Origin of the sequence: Tepidimonas sp. HKU77 (assembly GCF_049728535.1) — a bacterium.
Lineage (GTDB): Bacteria > Pseudomonadota > Gammaproteobacteria > Burkholderiales > Burkholderiaceae_C > Tepidimonas.
The window spans coordinates 1,487,309-1,503,710 of the sequence record NZ_CP187300.1 but is presented as its reverse complement, the minus strand read 5'-3'; the positions used below and the strand labels follow the sequence as shown (position 1 = coordinate 1,503,710).

Sequence of the window (16,402 nt, the reverse complement as noted above, 5' to 3'; positions counted from 1 at the left end):
GAATCGAGTAGTCAATGGTTGGAATGACCCTTACGGAGAAGAAAATCGAGTCGAGCGACCTCGTTGCCGTTGGCTGTAATCTTCTGGCCATCGACCGTTTCGAGCGATTGCCCCTCTTTCAGGTGGATAGCCCGTCCGAACTTGTCTTCCAGCGCCATCTTGCCGTCCTCGAATACATACAGGGTTCCACCGTCCTTGAGGAGGAACATTTTCTTGGCGCTGGCCGCTGCCGCGTCACCAGCGAACGATGGGGTTACGATGGCGCTCAGCACGGTGGCGGCGACAACAGCGGTAATCCTGGCTTTCATCTCTACACTCCTTTCAATCAAACGTGAAGGCATTTCTGTCAATGCCTTGTGCGACTGCACAGTATGTATTCTACAAAGCCACCGCTAACGAGAAGATAACACGGCCGTTACGTATATATCAGATTCCATTCGGGATGGAATCGGGATTAATCGTGTGCCAATCTCAATGCATTCCTGCTCACCGAGGCGGGGCGCGGACTCATCGCCACATCGGTGCAAGTGCTTATGGCGATGCCGACTAGGCGCCAAGTGCGGTATCGGTGTGAGGCGGCTCAGGTGCCGTGGTCGAGAGCATTCCAGGCCTCGATAGGGATCAGGTGTCCAACGTCGGGTGGCAACCGATACGACAGACCCAGCGATCTGGGAGTGCAACCAGCACCCACCACGGCACGCGCGACGATCCTCGTGTTCAGACAAGACGGACGCCACGCAAACGCAGCGCATTGCCGATCACCGATGCGGAGCTCAAACTCATCGCCAGGGCGGCGATCAACGGTGAAAGCAGCCAACCGGTGAGCGGATACAGCACGCCGGCCGCAATGGGAATGCCCAGTGCGTTGTAGAGAAAGGCGAACATCAGGTTCTGCTTCATGTTGCGGACCGTGGCCACTGACAAGGCGCGCGCCACCGCAATACCGCGCAGGTCACCCTTGACGAGCGTGATCTGTGCGCTGTTCATCGCCACGTCGGTGCCGGTGCCCATGGCGATACCGACGTCGGCCTTTGCCAAGGCCGGGGCATCATTGATGCCGTCACCAGCCATCGCAACGATACGCCCCTCGCGCTGCAGCCGCTCCACCAGTTGCAGTTTGTCGGCGGGCTTGACCTCGCCATGCACCTCATCGATGCCCAAGCGCGCCGCCACGGCCTTGGCCGTGGTCAGACCGTCGCCCGTGGCCATGACGATGCGCAAGCCCTCCGCGCGCAGCGACGCCAGCGCTTGCGGTGTGGTCTTCTTCACCGGGTCGGCGACGGCCAGGACTGCGGCGAGCACGCCATCGACGGCCAGATACATGACGCTGGCCCCCTCGGTGCGCAGCGCCTCCGCCCGCTCGGCCAATGGCCGCACGTCCACACCGAGCTGTTCCATCAGCGCGGTGTTGCCCAGTGCCACGGCATGTCCATCGACGCGCCCGCGCACGCCGATGCCTGAGTGCGAGTCGAACTCCTCGGCGCGTGAGAGCACCAGGCCCTGCTCGCGCGCGGCCGTGACGATGGCTTCCGCCAGCGGGTGCTCGCTGCCCTGGTCGAGGCTGGCAGCCAGTCGCAAGGCTTCGCCGGCGGTGAAGCCTTCGGCTGCGATCGTCGTCTGATAGCGCGGCCGGCCCTCGGTCAATGTGCCGGTCTTGTCGACGATCAGGGTATCGACCTGGCGCATTTTCTCGATCGCGGCGGCATCGCGAAACAGCACCCCCTGCGTAGCCCCTCGCCCGGTCGCCACCATGATCGACATGGGCGTGGCCAAGCCCAGCGCGCAGGGGCAGGCGATGATCAGCACAGCCACGGCGTTGATGAGGCCAAAAACCCAACGCGGTTCCGGCCCGAACAGGCCCCAGGCAAAAAAGGTCAGCACGGCGATGGACACCGTCGCGACCACGAAATAGCCCGCCACGACATCGGCCATGCGCTGCATCGGCGCCTTGGACCGCTGCGCCTGCGCCACCATCTGCACAATCTGGGACAGCATGGTCGCCGAGCCGACACGTTCGGCGACCATGACGAGCGCGCCACTGGTATTGAGCGTCGCACCGATGACCTTGTCGCCCACCCGCTTGGTCACGGGCAGGGACTCCCCCGTCAGCATCGATTCGTCCACAGCGCTGCTGCCCTCGATTACCGTACCATCTACCGGAACCTTTTCGCCGGGTCGAATGCGCAGCCGATCGCCGACATGGATGTGCGTCAGGGGCACGTCCTCTTCCGTGCCATCGTCGCGAAGGCGCCGGGCGGTCTTGGGGGCCAGTCCGAGCAAGGACTTGATGGCGGCCGAGGTCTGCGAACGCGCCTTGAGTTCCAGTACCTGCCCCAGCAGGGTCAGGGAAATGATCACCGCCGCCGCCTCGAAGTACACCGCGACCCGTCCCATGGACACGAACGAGTCCGGGAACAGTTGTGGGGCCACGGTCGCCGCCACGCTGTAGACGAACGCCGCCCCGGTGCCCAGCCCGATCAGGGTCCACATGTTCGGGCTGCGATGGACCACGGACTGCCAGCCGCGCACGAAGAACGGCCAGCCCGCCCACAGGACGATGGGCAGGGACAAAACGAGTTCGATCCAGGTCTGTGTGCGCGCCTCGAACCAATGCAACTGGTGGCCGAACATGGCCAGCACAGTGACCATGACGGTCAGCGGCAGGGTGTACCAGAAGCGGCGCTGGAAATCGCGCAGCTCGGGACTCTCTTCTTCTTGGAGATCGGGCAGCACCGGCTCCAGCGCCATGCCGCACTTCGGACAATAGCCGGGGTGATCCTGCCGGATCTCGGGGTGCATGGGGCAGGTGTAGATGGTTCCTGCGGCCAGCGCCGGCGCTTCGACAGACGAAGGCTCATGGCCGCTGTAGGCATAGCGCGCCGGCTCGGCGACGAACTTCGCCCGGCACTTGGCGCTGCAGAAGTAAAAGAGTCGGCCTGCGTGCTCGACGTGGTGCTCGGACTGCGCGGTCACGTCCATGCCGCAGACAGGGTCCTTCAGACCTTCGGCCCGCTGCTGTGCGCTCGGGTGGTCGTGGGTGTGTCGGCGGTGGTCGTGCGCAGATCGCAGGTCCATGGCTTCAGGCCTCTTTGTCGGGGCGGTTGTCGGGCAGTGCGCCATGCCTGCCGTGGCCATGCAGCAGGTGCATCAGCGGGCACGCTAGCAGCAACAGGTACACCCAATTGCCTGCGACATGGCTCCAGTGCTCGCGCAGCAGGTAGAAGCCGCCGATGAGGGCCACCATCAGCAACGCGATCCTGACACGCCGGCTCAGGCCGGACGAGCCACGCGTGTCGGGGTGGTGATCATGATGCGTCGCGCTCATCGCCGGGTGAGGGGTTTCTTCATGGATGGGAACTGAACACTTGTGCCGACCCGTCTTTCCCAACCAGCAAGACCTGGTAGGCATCACGTCGGCCGCCATACACCGGCCCGTCCATGCCGGGTGAACCAATGGGCATGCCCGGCACCGCCAAGCCCAGGGCTTGGGGCTTTTCCTTGAGCAGCCGCTGGATGTCCGTGGCGGGTACGTGGCCTTCGATCACATAGCCCTGGATCAGGGCCGTATGGCAGGAACCGAATTTCTGCGGCATCCCGAGGCGAGCGCGGGCCGCGCCGTTGCCCTGGTCGACGGCATTCACGCGGAATCCGCTTTTCTCCAGGTGGGCAATCCAGTCCTTGCAACACCCACAGTTCGGGTCCTTCCACACCTGCACGGCAAGCGTCTGCGGTGCGGCGGCTGGTGCCAGGGAGGGAAGACTCAGCGCAAGCACCGCCAGCAGCAGCCTGCGCCGCCGGGGGAACGGTTGATCAACGGTTTGGTGCATGACAAGGACCCCCGGTGACGCTGCTTATTCGACGACGATCTTGCCCACCATGCCCGCTTCCATATGGCCGGGGATGAGGCAGGCGAAGTCCACCGTACCGGGCCGATCGAACTGCCAAACCAGCCCGCCGCGCTGGCCGGGCTGCAGCGTCACCATGTTCGGCTCGGCATGCTGCATGTGCGGCATCTTGCGCATCATCTCAGCGTGTTCTTTGAGCTCCTGCAAGGAGCCGACCACCATTTCATGCGGCACCTTGCCCGCGTTTTTGACAAAGAAGCGGATCGTCTCGCCCTTTTTGACCGTGATGGTGGCGGGCGTGAACCGCATCGAGTCGTCCATGACCACCTCGATGGTGCGGTCGACCTTGGCGGGATCGCCTGGTTTGCCGACGTTGGAGTGTGATGCGCCACCGTGCATCGAACCGTGCATGCCTTGCATGTCGTGCCCGGCCATGCCATGGCCGCCCTGATGATTGCCGGCGGCCAGCGCCAACACAGGCAACGCGCTCAGCGCCAAAACGCTCAAGGTTTTCTTCATCATCGGTTTCTCCTTAGGGTTGGTGAATAAGATCGGAGTTGCGCGTGGCGGCTTCTAGAACCACAGCCGCACACCCGCCACATAACGCGTTTCCCGGGTACGCTGTCCTTCGGCGCGCGCAAAATCGGCGGTCTGTCCGAACTTGCGAGCCCATTCGACGCCGACGTAGGGCGCGAACTGGCGCGAGAATTCGTAACGCAGGCGCAGCCCTATGGTGGCATCGGCCAGCCCGCTGCCCAGGCCACGCGCTTCATCGCGCCGGCCATACAGATTGACTTCCATGCGGGGCTGCAGAATCAGGCGCTGGGTGAGCAGGAGTTCGTACTCGCCCGACAGGCGCAGTGCCGTGCGTCCCGAGCTGCCGACGTAGGCGGTGGCATCGACGTCGAACCAGTACGGGGCGAGCCCTTGGATGCCCACAGCGAGCCAAGTCCGGTCAGGCCCCGTGCCGCTGTCCAGCCGCACCCCGAGTTGGGTGTCCCAGTACGAGGCGATCGCATGGCCCCACAGGACCTCCGTGCGTGCCTCCTCCAGTTTGCCTTTGGCGACGTCACCCTCGGCCTTGAGGACCAGGCGGTCGTAGGTGCCGCCGAACCAGGCTTGCGCCTCATAGGCGGTGGCGTTGCCGTCCTTCGTGTCGACGCGCTCCAGGCGATCGAGGAGCACGCTGCCGAACGCATGTTCATCGGACAGCCGCAGTTGCCGTGGCCCAGGAAATGCGTACGGGCCCGACTCCAAGGTCAAGCCATTGGCATACGCGTGCGGATCGCGGGCATCGGCGGGGGCGGGGCCGCCTTGCATGCGCATGCTGCCGTGGTCCATGGTGGCGTTCGCGGACGATGGGGCGCGCGTTGGGGCGGCAGCCGCGCCCGAGTGCGCGGCATGGGCGCCGCCTTCCATCGTTGTTTGCGCCCAGACGGGCGCCGCACCGAGCAGCACCAGCGCCGCAGTGAAGAGAGAGCAGGGTTTCATGGCGAATCTACTTGGGATGAGTTTCATGACACGACCACCACGCGGAACATGCCCATGTCCATGTGCAACATCAGGTGGCAGTGCCAGGCCCAGCGACCCAGGGCGTCGGCGGTCACGAGGAAGCTGACGCGCTGCGCGGGTTGAACCGGGACGGTGTGGCGACGCACCAGGAACTGCCCGTCGGGCGTTTCCACCTCGCTCCACAGCCCATGCAAATGCATCGGGTGCGTCATCATCGTGTCGTTGTGCAGGATGACGCGCACCCGCTCGCCGTACTTCAGATGCACCGGCGTGCTCTTGCCGAACTCGAGGCCGTCGAGCGACCAGGTATAGCGCTCCATGTTGCCGGTGAGGTGCAGCTCGATCTCGCGCTCGGCCCCGCGAGGATCGAGAGGGCCGCCGATCGTTTTGAGGTCGGCCAGCGTCAGCACGCGCCGGCCGTTGTTGCGCAGGCCAATGCCCGGATCGTCAAGATTGGTGCGCGGCATGTCCACCCGCATATCCGTGCTTGGGCCGTATTCCGTGCGTGCGTGACGGACCGTGGCGCTGGGCTTGGCCATCGCGCCGCCTGTCATGCCATGCATCGCGTGCTGGCCGTGATCCATGGCCATCGCGCCATGGTTCATGCCGGACATGTCGTGCTTCATGCCCGGCATGTCGTGGCCCATCGCGCCGTGGTCCATCGCGCCCATGGCCGAGCCGCCATGCCCCATCGCGCCGTGGTCCATCGCGCCCATCATGTCGGCCATGGTGAGCCATTCGACGGGATCGAGAGCAGGCACGGCGGCGTTCAAGCCCTCGCGCACCGCGAGCGTGCCGCGGGCGAAGCCGGTTCGATCCATCGATTGCGCGAAGATCGTGTAGGCGTCCTCTCGGGGCGTGACGATCACGTCGTAGGTCTCGCCCGGCCCGAAGCGGAACTCATCGACGGTGACGGGCTCGACGTTCTGCCCGTCGCTTTGCACCACCGTCATCTTGAGCCCCGGGATGCGCACGTCGTAGAAGGTGTTGGCCGCGCCGTTGATGAACCGCAGACGCACGCGCTCGCCCGGCCGGAACAGGCCAGTCCAATTGCCGGCAGGGGTGACGCCGTTCATCAGGTAGGTCAATGTCGCCCCCGAGAGATCGGCGAGATCGGTCGGGTTCATCCGCATCTGGTTCCACATCGCACGCTTGTCGAGTGCACGAGAAAGCCCCATCTCGGCGACGTCGCGAAAAAAGTCGATGGCCGTCGGCTGATTGAAGTTGTAGTAGTCGCTTTGCGCCTTGAGCTTGGCGAGCACCCGCATGGGGTCTTCGTCGGTCCAGTCGGACAGCAGCACGACATGGTCGCGGTCGGCGCGGATGGGGTCTGCCTCACGCGGCTCGACGATCAAGGCCCCGTACATGCCGGTCTGCTCCTGCGTGCCGGAGTGCGAGTGATACCAGTAGGTGCCGGTTTGTTCGAGGCGAAACTGGTAGGTGAAGGTTTCGCCAGGGGCGATGCCCGGGAAACTGACCCCAGGCACCCCGTCCATCTGGTAGGGCAGGATGATCCCGTGCCAGTGGATCGAGGTGGCCTCGCGCAGGCGGTTGGTGACGCGGATGGTGACCGTGTCGCCTTCCCGAAGTTTGAGCGTTGGCGCCGGGATGGAGCCGTTGATGGTGGTCGCCATCCTTGGCCTGCCGGTGAAGTTGACCGGCGACTCGGCAACCACCAGGTCGATGTTCGTGCCGCTGAGCACGGGCGCCGCACCCGTGCGCGTGTCGGCCAGCCCCTGCGCCGCAGCACGCACCCAGGGTGACAGGCCGACCATCACGCCGCCGGCGACCAAGCCGCGCACGAAACGCCGCCGCGAGGGCATCAACGGCAATGGCAAATGAAACGGACTCAAAGATGACATGGGCTTCTCGCGATGAGTTACTGAAGTCGTGGGTGAGATGCTATGGAGCCAACCTGTCAGGATGCTGTTCGTCAGATTACATTTTTGTTATCTTCATGTCAGGTGCACCCAAAATCGTCACACTAGCGGCTATTCGATATGGCCGAGCACCCTCATGAAGATACTGATCGTTGAAGATGAGCCCAAAACGGGCGACTACCTGCGTCAAGGCTTGAGCGAAGCGGGTTTCGTGGTCGATCTGGCGCAAGACGGCGCCGACGGTCTGCACCTGGCCTTGCAGGGCGAGTACGACCTGGTCATCCTGGATGTGATGCTGCCCGGCCTCGACGGCTGGCAGGTACTGCAGTCCTTGCGCCATCGCGGCCTGCAGATGCCGGTGCTGTTCCTGACCGCACGCGATCAGGTGGAAGACCGGGTCAAAGGCCTTGAACTCGGTGCGGACGACTATCTGGTCAAGCCTTTCTCCTTTGCCGAATTGCTGGCCCGCGTGCGCACGATCCTGCGCCGGGGGCGCAGTGGCAACGAGAGCACCGTGCTGCGCGTGGCCGATCTCGAACTGGACCTGCTGCGCCGACGCGTTTCACGCGGCGGGCGACGAATCAGCCTGACGGCCAAAGAGTTCGGCTTGCTGGAACTGCTGATGCGCCGTCATGGCGAGGTTCTGCCCCGCTCGCTGATCGCCTCGCAGGTCTGGGATATGAATTTCGACAGCGACACCAATGTGATCGAGGTGGCCATCCGGCGCTTGCGCGCGAAGATTGATGAGGGTCATGAGGTCAAGCTGATCCACACCGTACGTGGCATGGGTTACGTATTGGAAGCACCGGAGGAGCGCTGAATGTTTCGCTCCCTGTCACTGACGACCCGGCTCACCCTCTTCTTTACGTTGGCGGCTGGGGCTGTGGTGTTTGGATTGGCCTTGTTGGTCATCGCTGCATCCGAGCGGCATTTCATCGAGCTGGATCACATGGCGCTGCAGGACAAGCAGCACCTGATCGAGGATATTTTGGCGCGATCCAATTCGACCGAGGACGCCAAGTGGCTGCTGCGTGAGGCATTGAGCCACCATCACGGGCTGTACGTCAGCGTCCACGATTCGAAAGGTGAAACGCTCTTCCAGTCCGAAGGATTTCGCCTCCCGCGCGAACTGTCACCGGCGGATGAAGGCAACGGCAACGACGCGCTGAAGAATTGGGCCGACGAAGGGCAGGCGTTTCGCGGGATGCTTGTCCGGGTTATTCCAGCCTATGACGCAACGACGCGGCTGGACATCCTCGTTGCCATGGACACGGCGCATCACACACGGTTCATGCTGGAGTTGCGGCGCACCCTGATGACCTATGCCGTCGTGACGATCGTCATCTGTGGCTTGCTGAGCTGGTTTGCCGCGTACAAGGGGCTGGCGCCATTGCGTGCCATGAAATCCAGAGCCACCACGCTCACGAGCCAGCGGCTGCACCAGCGCATGCCCGTCGAGGCGGTACCCATCGAAATGGCCGATCTGGCTCACGAACTCAACAAGATGCTGGACCGGCTGGAAGACGCGTTCACGCGACTGTCGGAGTTCTCGTCGAATCTGGCGCATGAGCTGCGCACCCCCCTGAGCAACCTGCTGACCCAGACCCAGGTCGCGTTGGCTACCCGGCGGGATGCCGATACCTACCGGGAGATCCTGGCTTCCAATGCCGAGGAACTGCAGTGTCTGGGCCGCATGGTGTCCGATATGCTGTTCCTGGCCAAGGCCGAACGCGGGATGATGCTGCCGAACCGGGAACGTTTCTCGGCAGCCGAGGAAACGCACGCCCTGATCGAGTTCTATGAGGCGGTCGCCGAGGAGAAGGGCGTCAGACTGGCTCAGCGTGGTGAGGGCGAGATCGTCGGTGATCGCTTGATGTTCCGCCGTGCCCTGAGCAATCTGCTTTCGAACGCGCTGCGCCACACCCCGCCACATGGCGAGGTCACGATCGAGATCAGCCAGTCTTCCCAAGCCACCCGGGTGAGCGTCGAGAACACCGGCGAGGACATCGAGCCGAAGATCTTGCCGCGCCTGTTCGATCGGTTTTACCGTGCTGACCCATCGCGGTCACATCCGGAAACCGACGGCGCAGGGCTGGGATTGGCGATTACCCGCGCCATTATGCAAACCCATGGAGGATCGATCAGCGTGACGTCCGCGCAGGGCAGGACCCGGTTCTGCCTGGAGTTCCCAGGCGGAACCTGATGAGGTGAAGCAGTTGGGGCGAGCCAGCCCAAGTGCCTTTGGGGCACTTCTCGAAACCTCCCTAAGGAAGGTCTGCAAAACCTTCCTGCCAGACTGCCGGGATGGGACAATAGCGACATGAAGCAGATGAGTCTGGAGGCGCCGATGTATACGGGCTTTGAGCTGCGCGCCAAGCGCACCCGCAAGCGTGCGTTTTTGGAGCAGATGGACCGTGTGGTGCCGTGGGCAGAGTTGGTCGCACTCATCGAGCCGTATGCGCCGAAGGCGGGTCCCAAGGGTGGGCGGCCACCCTTTGCGGTAGAGAAGCTGCTGAGGATTCATTTTTTGCAGCAGTGGTTTGGTCTGTCGGACCCGGCGGTGGAGGAAGCCTTGTACGACACGCCGCTGCTGGCGAGCTTTGTTGGTCTGGACCTGGGGGTGGATGTCGTGCCGGATGAGAGCACCATCCTGCGCTTTCGCCACCTGCTGGAGCAACACGGCCTGAGCCAGCGTATCCTCGAGACGGTCAATCGCATCCTGACCGAGCGTGGCCTCATGCTCAAGAGCGGCACCATCGTGGATGCCACGCTCATTGCTGCTCCCAGCTCGACCAAGAACGCCCGCCGTGAGCGCGACCCTGAGATGCACCAGACGAAGAAGGGCAACCAGTGGTACTTCGGCATGAAAGCGCACGTTGGGGTCGACGCCGAGACAGGGCTGGTACACACGGTGGTGGCCACCGCTGCCAACGTCTCGGATGTGACGCAGGCGCATCGGCTCTTGCACGGGCAAGAGACCGACGTCTTTGCCGATGCGGGCTATCAGGGAGTGGACAAGCGAGCGGAAAACCAGGGCAAGCAAGTCGCTTGGCACGTGGCCATGCGGCCGGGCAAGCGCCGGGCATTGGACAAGCGCACTTTTCTTGGCCAGGTGATGGATGCCTTGGAACGCACCAAGGCGCGCATTCGTGCCAAGGGTGAGCATCCGTTTCGGGTACTCAAATGCCAGTTTGGCTACCGCAAGACGCCCTATCGAGGCTTGGCCAAGAACGGCGCGCAGCTCAACGTCCTGTTTGCGCTGGTCAATCTGTGGCTGGCGCGCAAAGCCTTGCTGGCTGCGACGGGATAAGTGCGCCCGCAGTGGGCTCACTGGGGCCGGATGAGGCTGCAGAGGGCCCACGAAGGGGCTTGCTGGAGCCCAAGAACCGTTCAGCATCTGTTTCGATCCCATCCTACGAAACGATATTGACCCTGAACTCGTCGCCACGAACGAGTGGGCGGGGTAGTGCAGAGGTTCCCTAGCCTTGCCTTCGTCCCGCTCCCCTTCGCTGGCGCGCCAGGTTTTGATGGTGCTGGGCGGCACGGCGGTGCTGACCGCGTCGTCGTACATCAGCATCCCGCTGCAGCCGGTGCCGGTGTCGATGCAGACCTTGGCGGTGCTGATGATCGGCGCGCTCTACGGCTGGCGCCTGGGCGGCATCACGGTGCTGGCCTGGCTGATGGAGGCGCTGGCGGGCCTGCCGGTGCTGGCCGGCGGCGCCGGGGGACTGGCGCCCTTCATGGGCAAGACGGCGGGGTATCTGTTCGCCTTTCCGCTGGGCGCGATGCTCATGGGCTGGCTGGCCGCCCGTGGCTGGGATGGTGCAAAACCGGTGCGCGCCTTCCTGGCGATGTTCCTGTGCACCACGCTGATCCTGCTGGCGGGCGGCACCTGGCTGGGCATGCTGATCGGCATGGACAAGGGCTGGCAGTTCGGCGTGCTGCCCTTCCTGCTGGGTGATGTGCTCAAGTCCGCTCTGGGCGCCGCCACGCTGGCGCTGTGGCACGGGGTGCGCCGCCGCGGCGCGTGACCATCACCCTGCGCGCGCACCATCTGCTGTGCGTGCTGACCTATTCGGGCAAGGGCTACAGCCCGGCGTTCGTTCGCAATTTCGATAGCGTTGTCCGCAGGCTGGACAAGCGCGAGGGGCTTGAACTGGTATCAGGGCCAGATACCCTCTGCGCGCCGCTGTGCGCAGAAGAGGGGGATTGCGCCCACTGCCACGGCATGAGCGTGCAGGAGCGCGACCGGCGCGCGCTGCGGGACCTGGCCCCTTTGCTGGGAGACATTGCCAGCGGCAGCCGCCTGGTGCTGGATGCGGCGCGGGTCGCGCGCATGCGCTGCGCCTTTGCCCAGGGCGCCATCCGCGGCGCCTGCACCGATTGCCCCTGGCACGCGATGTGCACCCATGTGGCCGCGAGCGACTATGCCGGGGCGCGGCTGCACCAGCGGCTTTCAACATAGCTGCCCGTTTTTGAATCCCTGCCGGCACTCGCCTGAGCGGGCATGAAGCGGTCGTGGCCACGTTCCCGGGGCCCGCGCCACCCCGCTCACCTCCAGAACCAGGCGGTCTGTTTCGAGGCCGCCCGCACCATTGCTGCGCTGCAGCAGTTGCAATATTGCGAATCAAAGTCGCAGTTTTGGTATTTACGCTCTGTTTTTGACCTAGAATAATAGTCGACAGGCAAGTGAGGTGTTCGGTATTCCCACTGGATGAAGCGCTTGTCCCGGCATTGGATGCCGGAATAAAACCCAGGAGACAAAATGAGCAAGAAATTCATTGAATTGCATGGACTATGGTCTGATGCCCAAAAGGCAGCGGCAGCCGAGGTATTGCAACAGATCGAAAAGGCGGGCCTGCAGATGGTGCGCCTGTCCTGGCCGGATCAATATGGCCTGCTGCGCGGAAAAATGCTGTCGGTCGCCGCGCTCAAGTCGGCATTCGCCAGCGGCTCGGAGATCACGATGGCGCCGTTCTTTTTCGATACAGCCAGCGCCATCGTATTCAACCCTTTCTCTGCCGACGGGGGCCTCGGCAGCGCCGAACTGGCCGGCAGCCCGAACGTCGTGATGGTCCCGGACCCCACCACGTTTCGCATCCTGCCCTGGGCGGATCGCACCGGCTGGATGCTGGCCGACCTTTACATGACCAGTGGGCGCCCGTTCGCGTTGAGTCCGCGCGCCATCCTGAAAAAGGCGCTGACCGAGATGCAGGACCTGGGCTACGACTACCAGGCCGGCCTCGAGGTCGAGTGGTATCTGACGCGCATCGTCGATCCCTGCCTGGAGCCCGAAACCCTTGGCGGCCCCGGAACGCCTGCGGCGCCTCCCAAGGTGATGCCGGTGGCCAAAGGGTATTCGTACCTGCTGGAGAACCACCTGGACGAGGTCGAGCCCATCATGGCCGAGGTGCGCCAGCACCTGCTGGCCCTGGGAATGCCTCTGCGCAGCATCGAGGACGAGTGGGCACCAAGCCAGATGGAAACCACCTTCGACGTCATGCCCGGCCTGGACGTCGCGGACACGATGGTGCTGTTCCGCAACGCGGTCAAGCAGATCTGCCGCCGTCGAGGCTATCTCGCGAGCTTCATGTGCAAGCCGGCCATCCAAGGCTTTTATGCCTCCGGCTGGCACCTCCACCAGTCACTCACGGCGCGGGACTCGGGCGCCAACGCCTTCATTCCGCAGCCGGGCGAGGCGCTCTCGGCGCTGGGGCGCTCCTACGTCGGCGGGCTGCTCGAGCATGCCTGCGCAGCGTCGAGCTTCACCACGCCGACGATCAACGGCTACCGCCGTCGCCGCCCGTATTCGCTGGCGCCAGATCGCGTGACCTGGGCCAAGGACAACCGCGCCGCGATGGTGCGTGTCATCTCCGCGCCGGGCGACTCGGCCAGCCGGGTGGAGAACCGCGTCGGCGAGCCGGCCGCCAACCCCTATCTGTACCTCGCGTCGCAGGTGTTTTCCGGGATCGACGGCATCCGCCGCCAACTCGATCCGGGGCCGCTGCAGGAAACACCCTATGCGGCGGACGTCACCATCCTGCCTCGTAACCTGTCCGAGGCGCTGGATGTTCTGGAAACCTCGAAATTCTTCCGTGAGGCATTCGGCGAGGAATTCATCCGTTATTGGATGCATTTGCGGCGCAGCGAATGGAAAAGGTTTGTTGACGCCGAAGGGCAGGTTGATTTCTCGGGTGATCCGGTTACCAACTGGGAGCATCGTGAATATTTCGAGCTTTTCTGATGACTGTCATGAAGAAGTACGCAGTTATATGGTGCTCGGATGCATCGGGCGACCTGGATTTGCAGGAAAAAATGATCTCGGCCTTTGGCCGGGAAAATGAAGAATGGGAGATTTTCTGATGACTGCCATGAAGAAGTACGCAGTTATATGGTGCTCGGATGCATCGGGTGACTTGGAGTTGCAGGAAAAAATAATCTCGGCCTTTGGCCGGGAAAATGAAGAATGGGAGATTATCCAGCCTGTTGAAAATGATTTTCTCGAGAAGGCATTCGATTATTCAGGGCATGTCATCAGCGGTAGCCCCAAGTCGGTGATCGATGACGCGCAGACGCCCCTGGTGAGCAACCTGCTGGCGTTCCTGCGAGGTGCGGCGCAGCGTGGCGAGGGGCCGGTGGTCGGGCTTTGCTTCGGCGCCCAGGCCATCGCGGCCGCATTGGGCGGGCAGGTCGGGAGAAATCCGTCCGGTCGCTTCAAGCTGGGTGTGGACCGGCTGGAATGGAGCAACGAGGCCCAGGTGCTGTTTGGCCCTCAGGTCGGCGCAGGCCCCACCGTGCTGGTGCAAAGCCACGGCGAATGCGTGACCACCCTGCCGCCGGGCGGCGTTCAGCTGGCGTCCTCGCAGACGATCCCGCACGAAGTTTTCCTGGTGAATGGGCAGTTCCTGGGTATCCAGGGGCACCCGGAAGTGGATCGGCAGTTCCTGCAGCAGAAGTTCATGGCCTACCACCGTGCGTTGTTCGACGACGACGAATGGGTCCGCGTGCAGCAGGAATCGCAGCAGGCCCTGTATCCGGAGCGCGTGATCGCGTTGGGGCGGCGCCTGCTCGACGCGGGGCGCCTTCCCGCGACACCGCAGGACATTTCGGCCTTGCCGGCCTAAGGCCATAGGCAATCGAAGAGGAACAAGGAAACCCCCATGACAAACACCGCCAAGATATCCGTCCTTCCACGGACGCCCGCCGCCCAGGGCGACTGGGATGATCTGGTCCAGGAAGATCGGGTGCATCGTCGCCTCTATACCGACGAAGCCATCTTCGCCCGCGAGATGAACAACATCTTCGCGGCCACTTGGGTCTATCTGGCCCACGAGAGCGAAATCCCCGAGCCCAACGATTTCAAGCAAGCCTGGATCGGCGTGCGCGAGGTCATCGTCGCGCGTGATGAAGCAGGCGTCATCCGCGTCTTTTCCAACCGCTGTTCGCACCGCGGCGCCAGTGTCTGCCGTGAACATCGGGGCAACGCCGCCGGCTTCACCTGCCCCTACCACGGCTGGCGTTTCGACAACCGAGGCCAGTTGTTCGGCATCCCGGGCAAGAACGCCTACGGTCCGACCTTCAAGTCCCGCGACATGCACCTGGCGCGGCCGGCGCAGGTGGATTCGTACAAGGGCTTCGTGTTTGCCACGCTGAACCCCGACGCGCCACCGCTCTTGGACCACCTCGGCAACGCGGCGCGCTACCTCGACGCCTGGATCGATCACAACGGCGGGGCCTCGAACCTGCGCCTGGCAGGGGTGCAGCGCTTTCACCTGGCCTGCAACTGGAAGCTGATCTGGGACAACGCCGGCGACGGCTACCACGTCCCCTTCTCGCACCAGTCGCTGCTGGTCATGACGAACGCGCGCTATGGCGGCGGCGACATGGCCTACTTCGCCGATGCCGATCGCTCCAAGATGACCAACAGCGCGCTGGACAACGGCCACACCGTGATCGACCAGCGCCCGGAGATGCACGGCGAATCGGCCTGGCGCCAGCAGCGCCCGCAGCCGGGGCGCGAGCCTTATGAAGACCATGTGGCTGCAACCTATGGCGAGCAGGCGCAGCGCGTGCTCGACACCACCGTCGGCGCGGGGATGAACCTCAACATCTTTCCCAACCTGGCCTTGATCGGCAACCAGGTGCAGGTGATCCAGCCGCTGGCCGTCGCCTCCACGGTGGTGCACTGGTACGCGACGCAACGCCGCGACGCCGATGCGCAGGTGAACACCATGCGCCTGCGTACCCAGGAAGATTTTCCGGTGATGGGCGAGATGGACGATGCGGCCAACTTCGAGGAATGCCAGCGCGGCCTGACCAACAGCCCCGAGGATGAATGGGTGGACATGAGCCGGCACCACGAGACGGGCAGGGACGTGCCGGCCGAGGATGGCATCGTCCGTGGACCGGTGACCACCGATCTGCACATGCGCAACTATTACGCGCAGTGGAAGCGCCTGATGAAGGCCGAACCCACGCTGCGCATGGACAAGGGGAGGCTGGCATGAGCAGCACGGCACCTTCCACCGCGATTCCGGCACAGGGCGCGCGCGCGTATCGCCACCAGCCGCCGTCGCTCTACGTCGTGCCCTCGTTCTACGACTGGCTGGTGGAGACATCGGCCGATCTGGCCGCACCCGCGGTGCGCGAGCCCGGCACCGTCGAGGCGGCGCGTGAGGCTGAGATTGCCCGGCTGCTGACGCTCGAGGCGCGTCTGTTGGATCAGGGTGCACTGGCGCAAGAGGCGTACGTGCGCTGGCTGGCGCTGTTTGCCGAGGAGTGCGTCTACTGGATTCCGGCCAGCGCGCCCGCAGCCGATCCGCGCCAGGCGGTCACGCTGGAATTCCACGACCGCCGCCGGCTGCTGGATCGCGTCGCGCGGCTGGGCACGGGCCTTGCGTTCTCGCAGGTCCCGGCCTCGCGCACGGCGCGGCAGTACAGCGGCCTGGAGGTCTGGCCCAGCCCGGACCGCACCGACGAGTGGCGAGCGCGCTGCAGCTTTTTGCTGGCCGAGTCGCGTGAGGGCCATGGCCGCCTGCTTGCAGGCTGGAACGGTTTCGTGCTGCGCGCAACGCCTGAGGGTTTGCGCATCGTGCTCAAGCAGGTCAACTTGATCGATTGCGATCAGCCGCAGGGCAACAACTCCTTTTTTCTCTGAAAACGACG

The 16,402-nt window shown here is 64.0% G+C and carries 16 protein-coding genes; 9 read left to right on the top strand and 7 right to left on the bottom strand.

All coding sequences use genetic code 11. The features are described from left to right. Nucleotides 1-11 precede the first annotated feature (11 nt). From ACPP3B_RS07205 to ACPP3B_RS07175, 7 genes are all read right to left on the bottom strand, one after another. Entirely contained in the window at nt 12-308 is a 297-nt protein-coding gene (locus ACPP3B_RS07205; RefSeq protein ID WP_058616470.1) for a CopK family periplasmic copper-binding protein, read from the bottom strand. Between the two features lie 409 nt (nt 309-717). Beyond that, nucleotides 718-3,075 carry a heavy metal translocating P-type ATPase gene (locus tag ACPP3B_RS07200; RefSeq protein WP_424858586.1) on the bottom strand — a complete coding sequence of 786 codons (2,358 nt, stop codon included), beginning with the start codon at nt 3,073-3,075 and terminating at the stop codon, nt 718-720. Nucleotides 3,076-3,079: 4 nt separating this feature from the next. After that, nucleotides 3,080-3,325, bottom strand: coding sequence for a DUF2933 domain-containing protein (locus ACPP3B_RS07195; protein WP_062196592.1), 246 nt, complete (start codon nt 3,323-3,325; stop codon nt 3,080-3,082). A gap of 19 nt (nt 3,326-3,344) precedes the next feature. Beyond that, nucleotides 3,345-3,827: a DUF411 domain-containing protein gene (locus tag ACPP3B_RS07190; protein WP_043702089.1), complete on the bottom strand. Its 483-nt coding sequence runs from the start codon at nt 3,825-3,827 to the stop codon at nt 3,345-3,347. Between the two features lie 24 nt (nt 3,828-3,851). Further along, nucleotides 3,852-4,364 carry a cupredoxin domain-containing protein gene (locus ACPP3B_RS07185; RefSeq protein ID WP_424860161.1) on the bottom strand — a complete coding sequence of 171 codons (513 nt, stop codon included), beginning with the start codon at nt 4,362-4,364 and terminating at the stop codon, nt 3,852-3,854. A 54-nt stretch (nt 4,365-4,418) separates the two neighbouring features. Then, on the bottom strand, nt 4,419-5,336 hold the full coding sequence (locus tag ACPP3B_RS07180; RefSeq protein WP_408033405.1) for a copper resistance protein B: 918 nt from the start codon (nt 5,334-5,336) through the stop codon (nt 4,419-4,421). Nucleotides 5,337-5,359: 23 nt separating this feature from the next. Beyond that, nucleotides 5,360-7,219, bottom strand: a complete 1,860-nt coding sequence (locus ACPP3B_RS07175) for a copper resistance system multicopper oxidase (protein ID WP_424858585.1) — start codon at nt 7,217-7,219, stop codon at nt 5,360-5,362. Between the two features lie 154 nt (nt 7,220-7,373). On the opposite strand from ACPP3B_RS07175, the gene ACPP3B_RS07170 reads away from it, so the two are divergent. The 9 genes from ACPP3B_RS07170 to ACPP3B_RS07130 all read left to right on the top strand — a co-directional run bounded on the left by ACPP3B_RS07170 (nt 7,374) and on the right by ACPP3B_RS07130 (nt 16,394). After that, a complete protein-coding gene (locus tag ACPP3B_RS07170) occupies nt 7,374-8,057 on the top strand; it encodes a heavy metal response regulator transcription factor (protein WP_072756547.1) in 684 nt (227 codons plus the stop codon). Next, the gene (locus ACPP3B_RS07165; protein ID WP_424858584.1) at nt 8,058-9,440 is read left to right on the top strand and encodes a heavy metal sensor histidine kinase; all 1,383 of its coding nucleotides are present in this window, start codon (nt 8,058-8,060) and stop codon (nt 9,438-9,440) included. Between the two features lie 117 nt (nt 9,441-9,557). Beyond that, a complete protein-coding gene (locus tag ACPP3B_RS07160) occupies nt 9,558-10,547 on the top strand; it encodes an IS5 family transposase (RefSeq protein WP_066708478.1) in 990 nt (329 codons plus the stop codon). A 175-nt stretch (nt 10,548-10,722) separates the two neighbouring features. Further along, the gene (locus ACPP3B_RS07155; RefSeq protein ID WP_424858583.1) at nt 10,723-11,268 is read left to right on the top strand and encodes a biotin transporter BioY; all 546 of its coding nucleotides are present in this window, start codon (nt 10,723-10,725) and stop codon (nt 11,266-11,268) included. Further along, nucleotides 11,265-11,702, top strand: coding sequence for a DUF1284 domain-containing protein (locus tag ACPP3B_RS07150; RefSeq protein ID WP_424858582.1), 438 nt, complete (start codon nt 11,265-11,267; stop codon nt 11,700-11,702). Before ACPP3B_RS07155 ends, ACPP3B_RS07150 begins: the two co-directional genes overlap by 4 nt. A gap of 300 nt (nt 11,703-12,002) precedes the next feature. Further along, the gene (locus tag ACPP3B_RS07145; RefSeq protein WP_424858581.1) at nt 12,003-13,481 is read left to right on the top strand and encodes a glutamine synthetase family protein; all 1,479 of its coding nucleotides are present in this window, start codon (nt 12,003-12,005) and stop codon (nt 13,479-13,481) included. Nucleotides 13,482-13,599: 118 nt separating this feature from the next. Beyond that, complete coding sequence (locus ACPP3B_RS07140) at nt 13,600-14,361, top strand: type 1 glutamine amidotransferase (protein ID WP_424858580.1); 762 nt, start codon at nt 13,600-13,602, stop codon at nt 14,359-14,361. A gap of 36 nt (nt 14,362-14,397) precedes the next feature. After that, the gene (locus ACPP3B_RS07135) at nt 14,398-15,744 is read left to right on the top strand and encodes an aromatic ring-hydroxylating oxygenase subunit alpha (protein WP_424858579.1); all 1,347 of its coding nucleotides are present in this window, start codon (nt 14,398-14,400) and stop codon (nt 15,742-15,744) included. Further along, nucleotides 15,741-16,394, top strand: a complete 654-nt coding sequence (locus ACPP3B_RS07130) for an aromatic-ring-hydroxylating dioxygenase subunit beta (protein ID WP_424858578.1) — start codon at nt 15,741-15,743, stop codon at nt 16,392-16,394. Before ACPP3B_RS07135 ends, ACPP3B_RS07130 begins: the two co-directional genes overlap by 4 nt. Nucleotides 16,395-16,402: the final 8 nt, after the last annotated feature.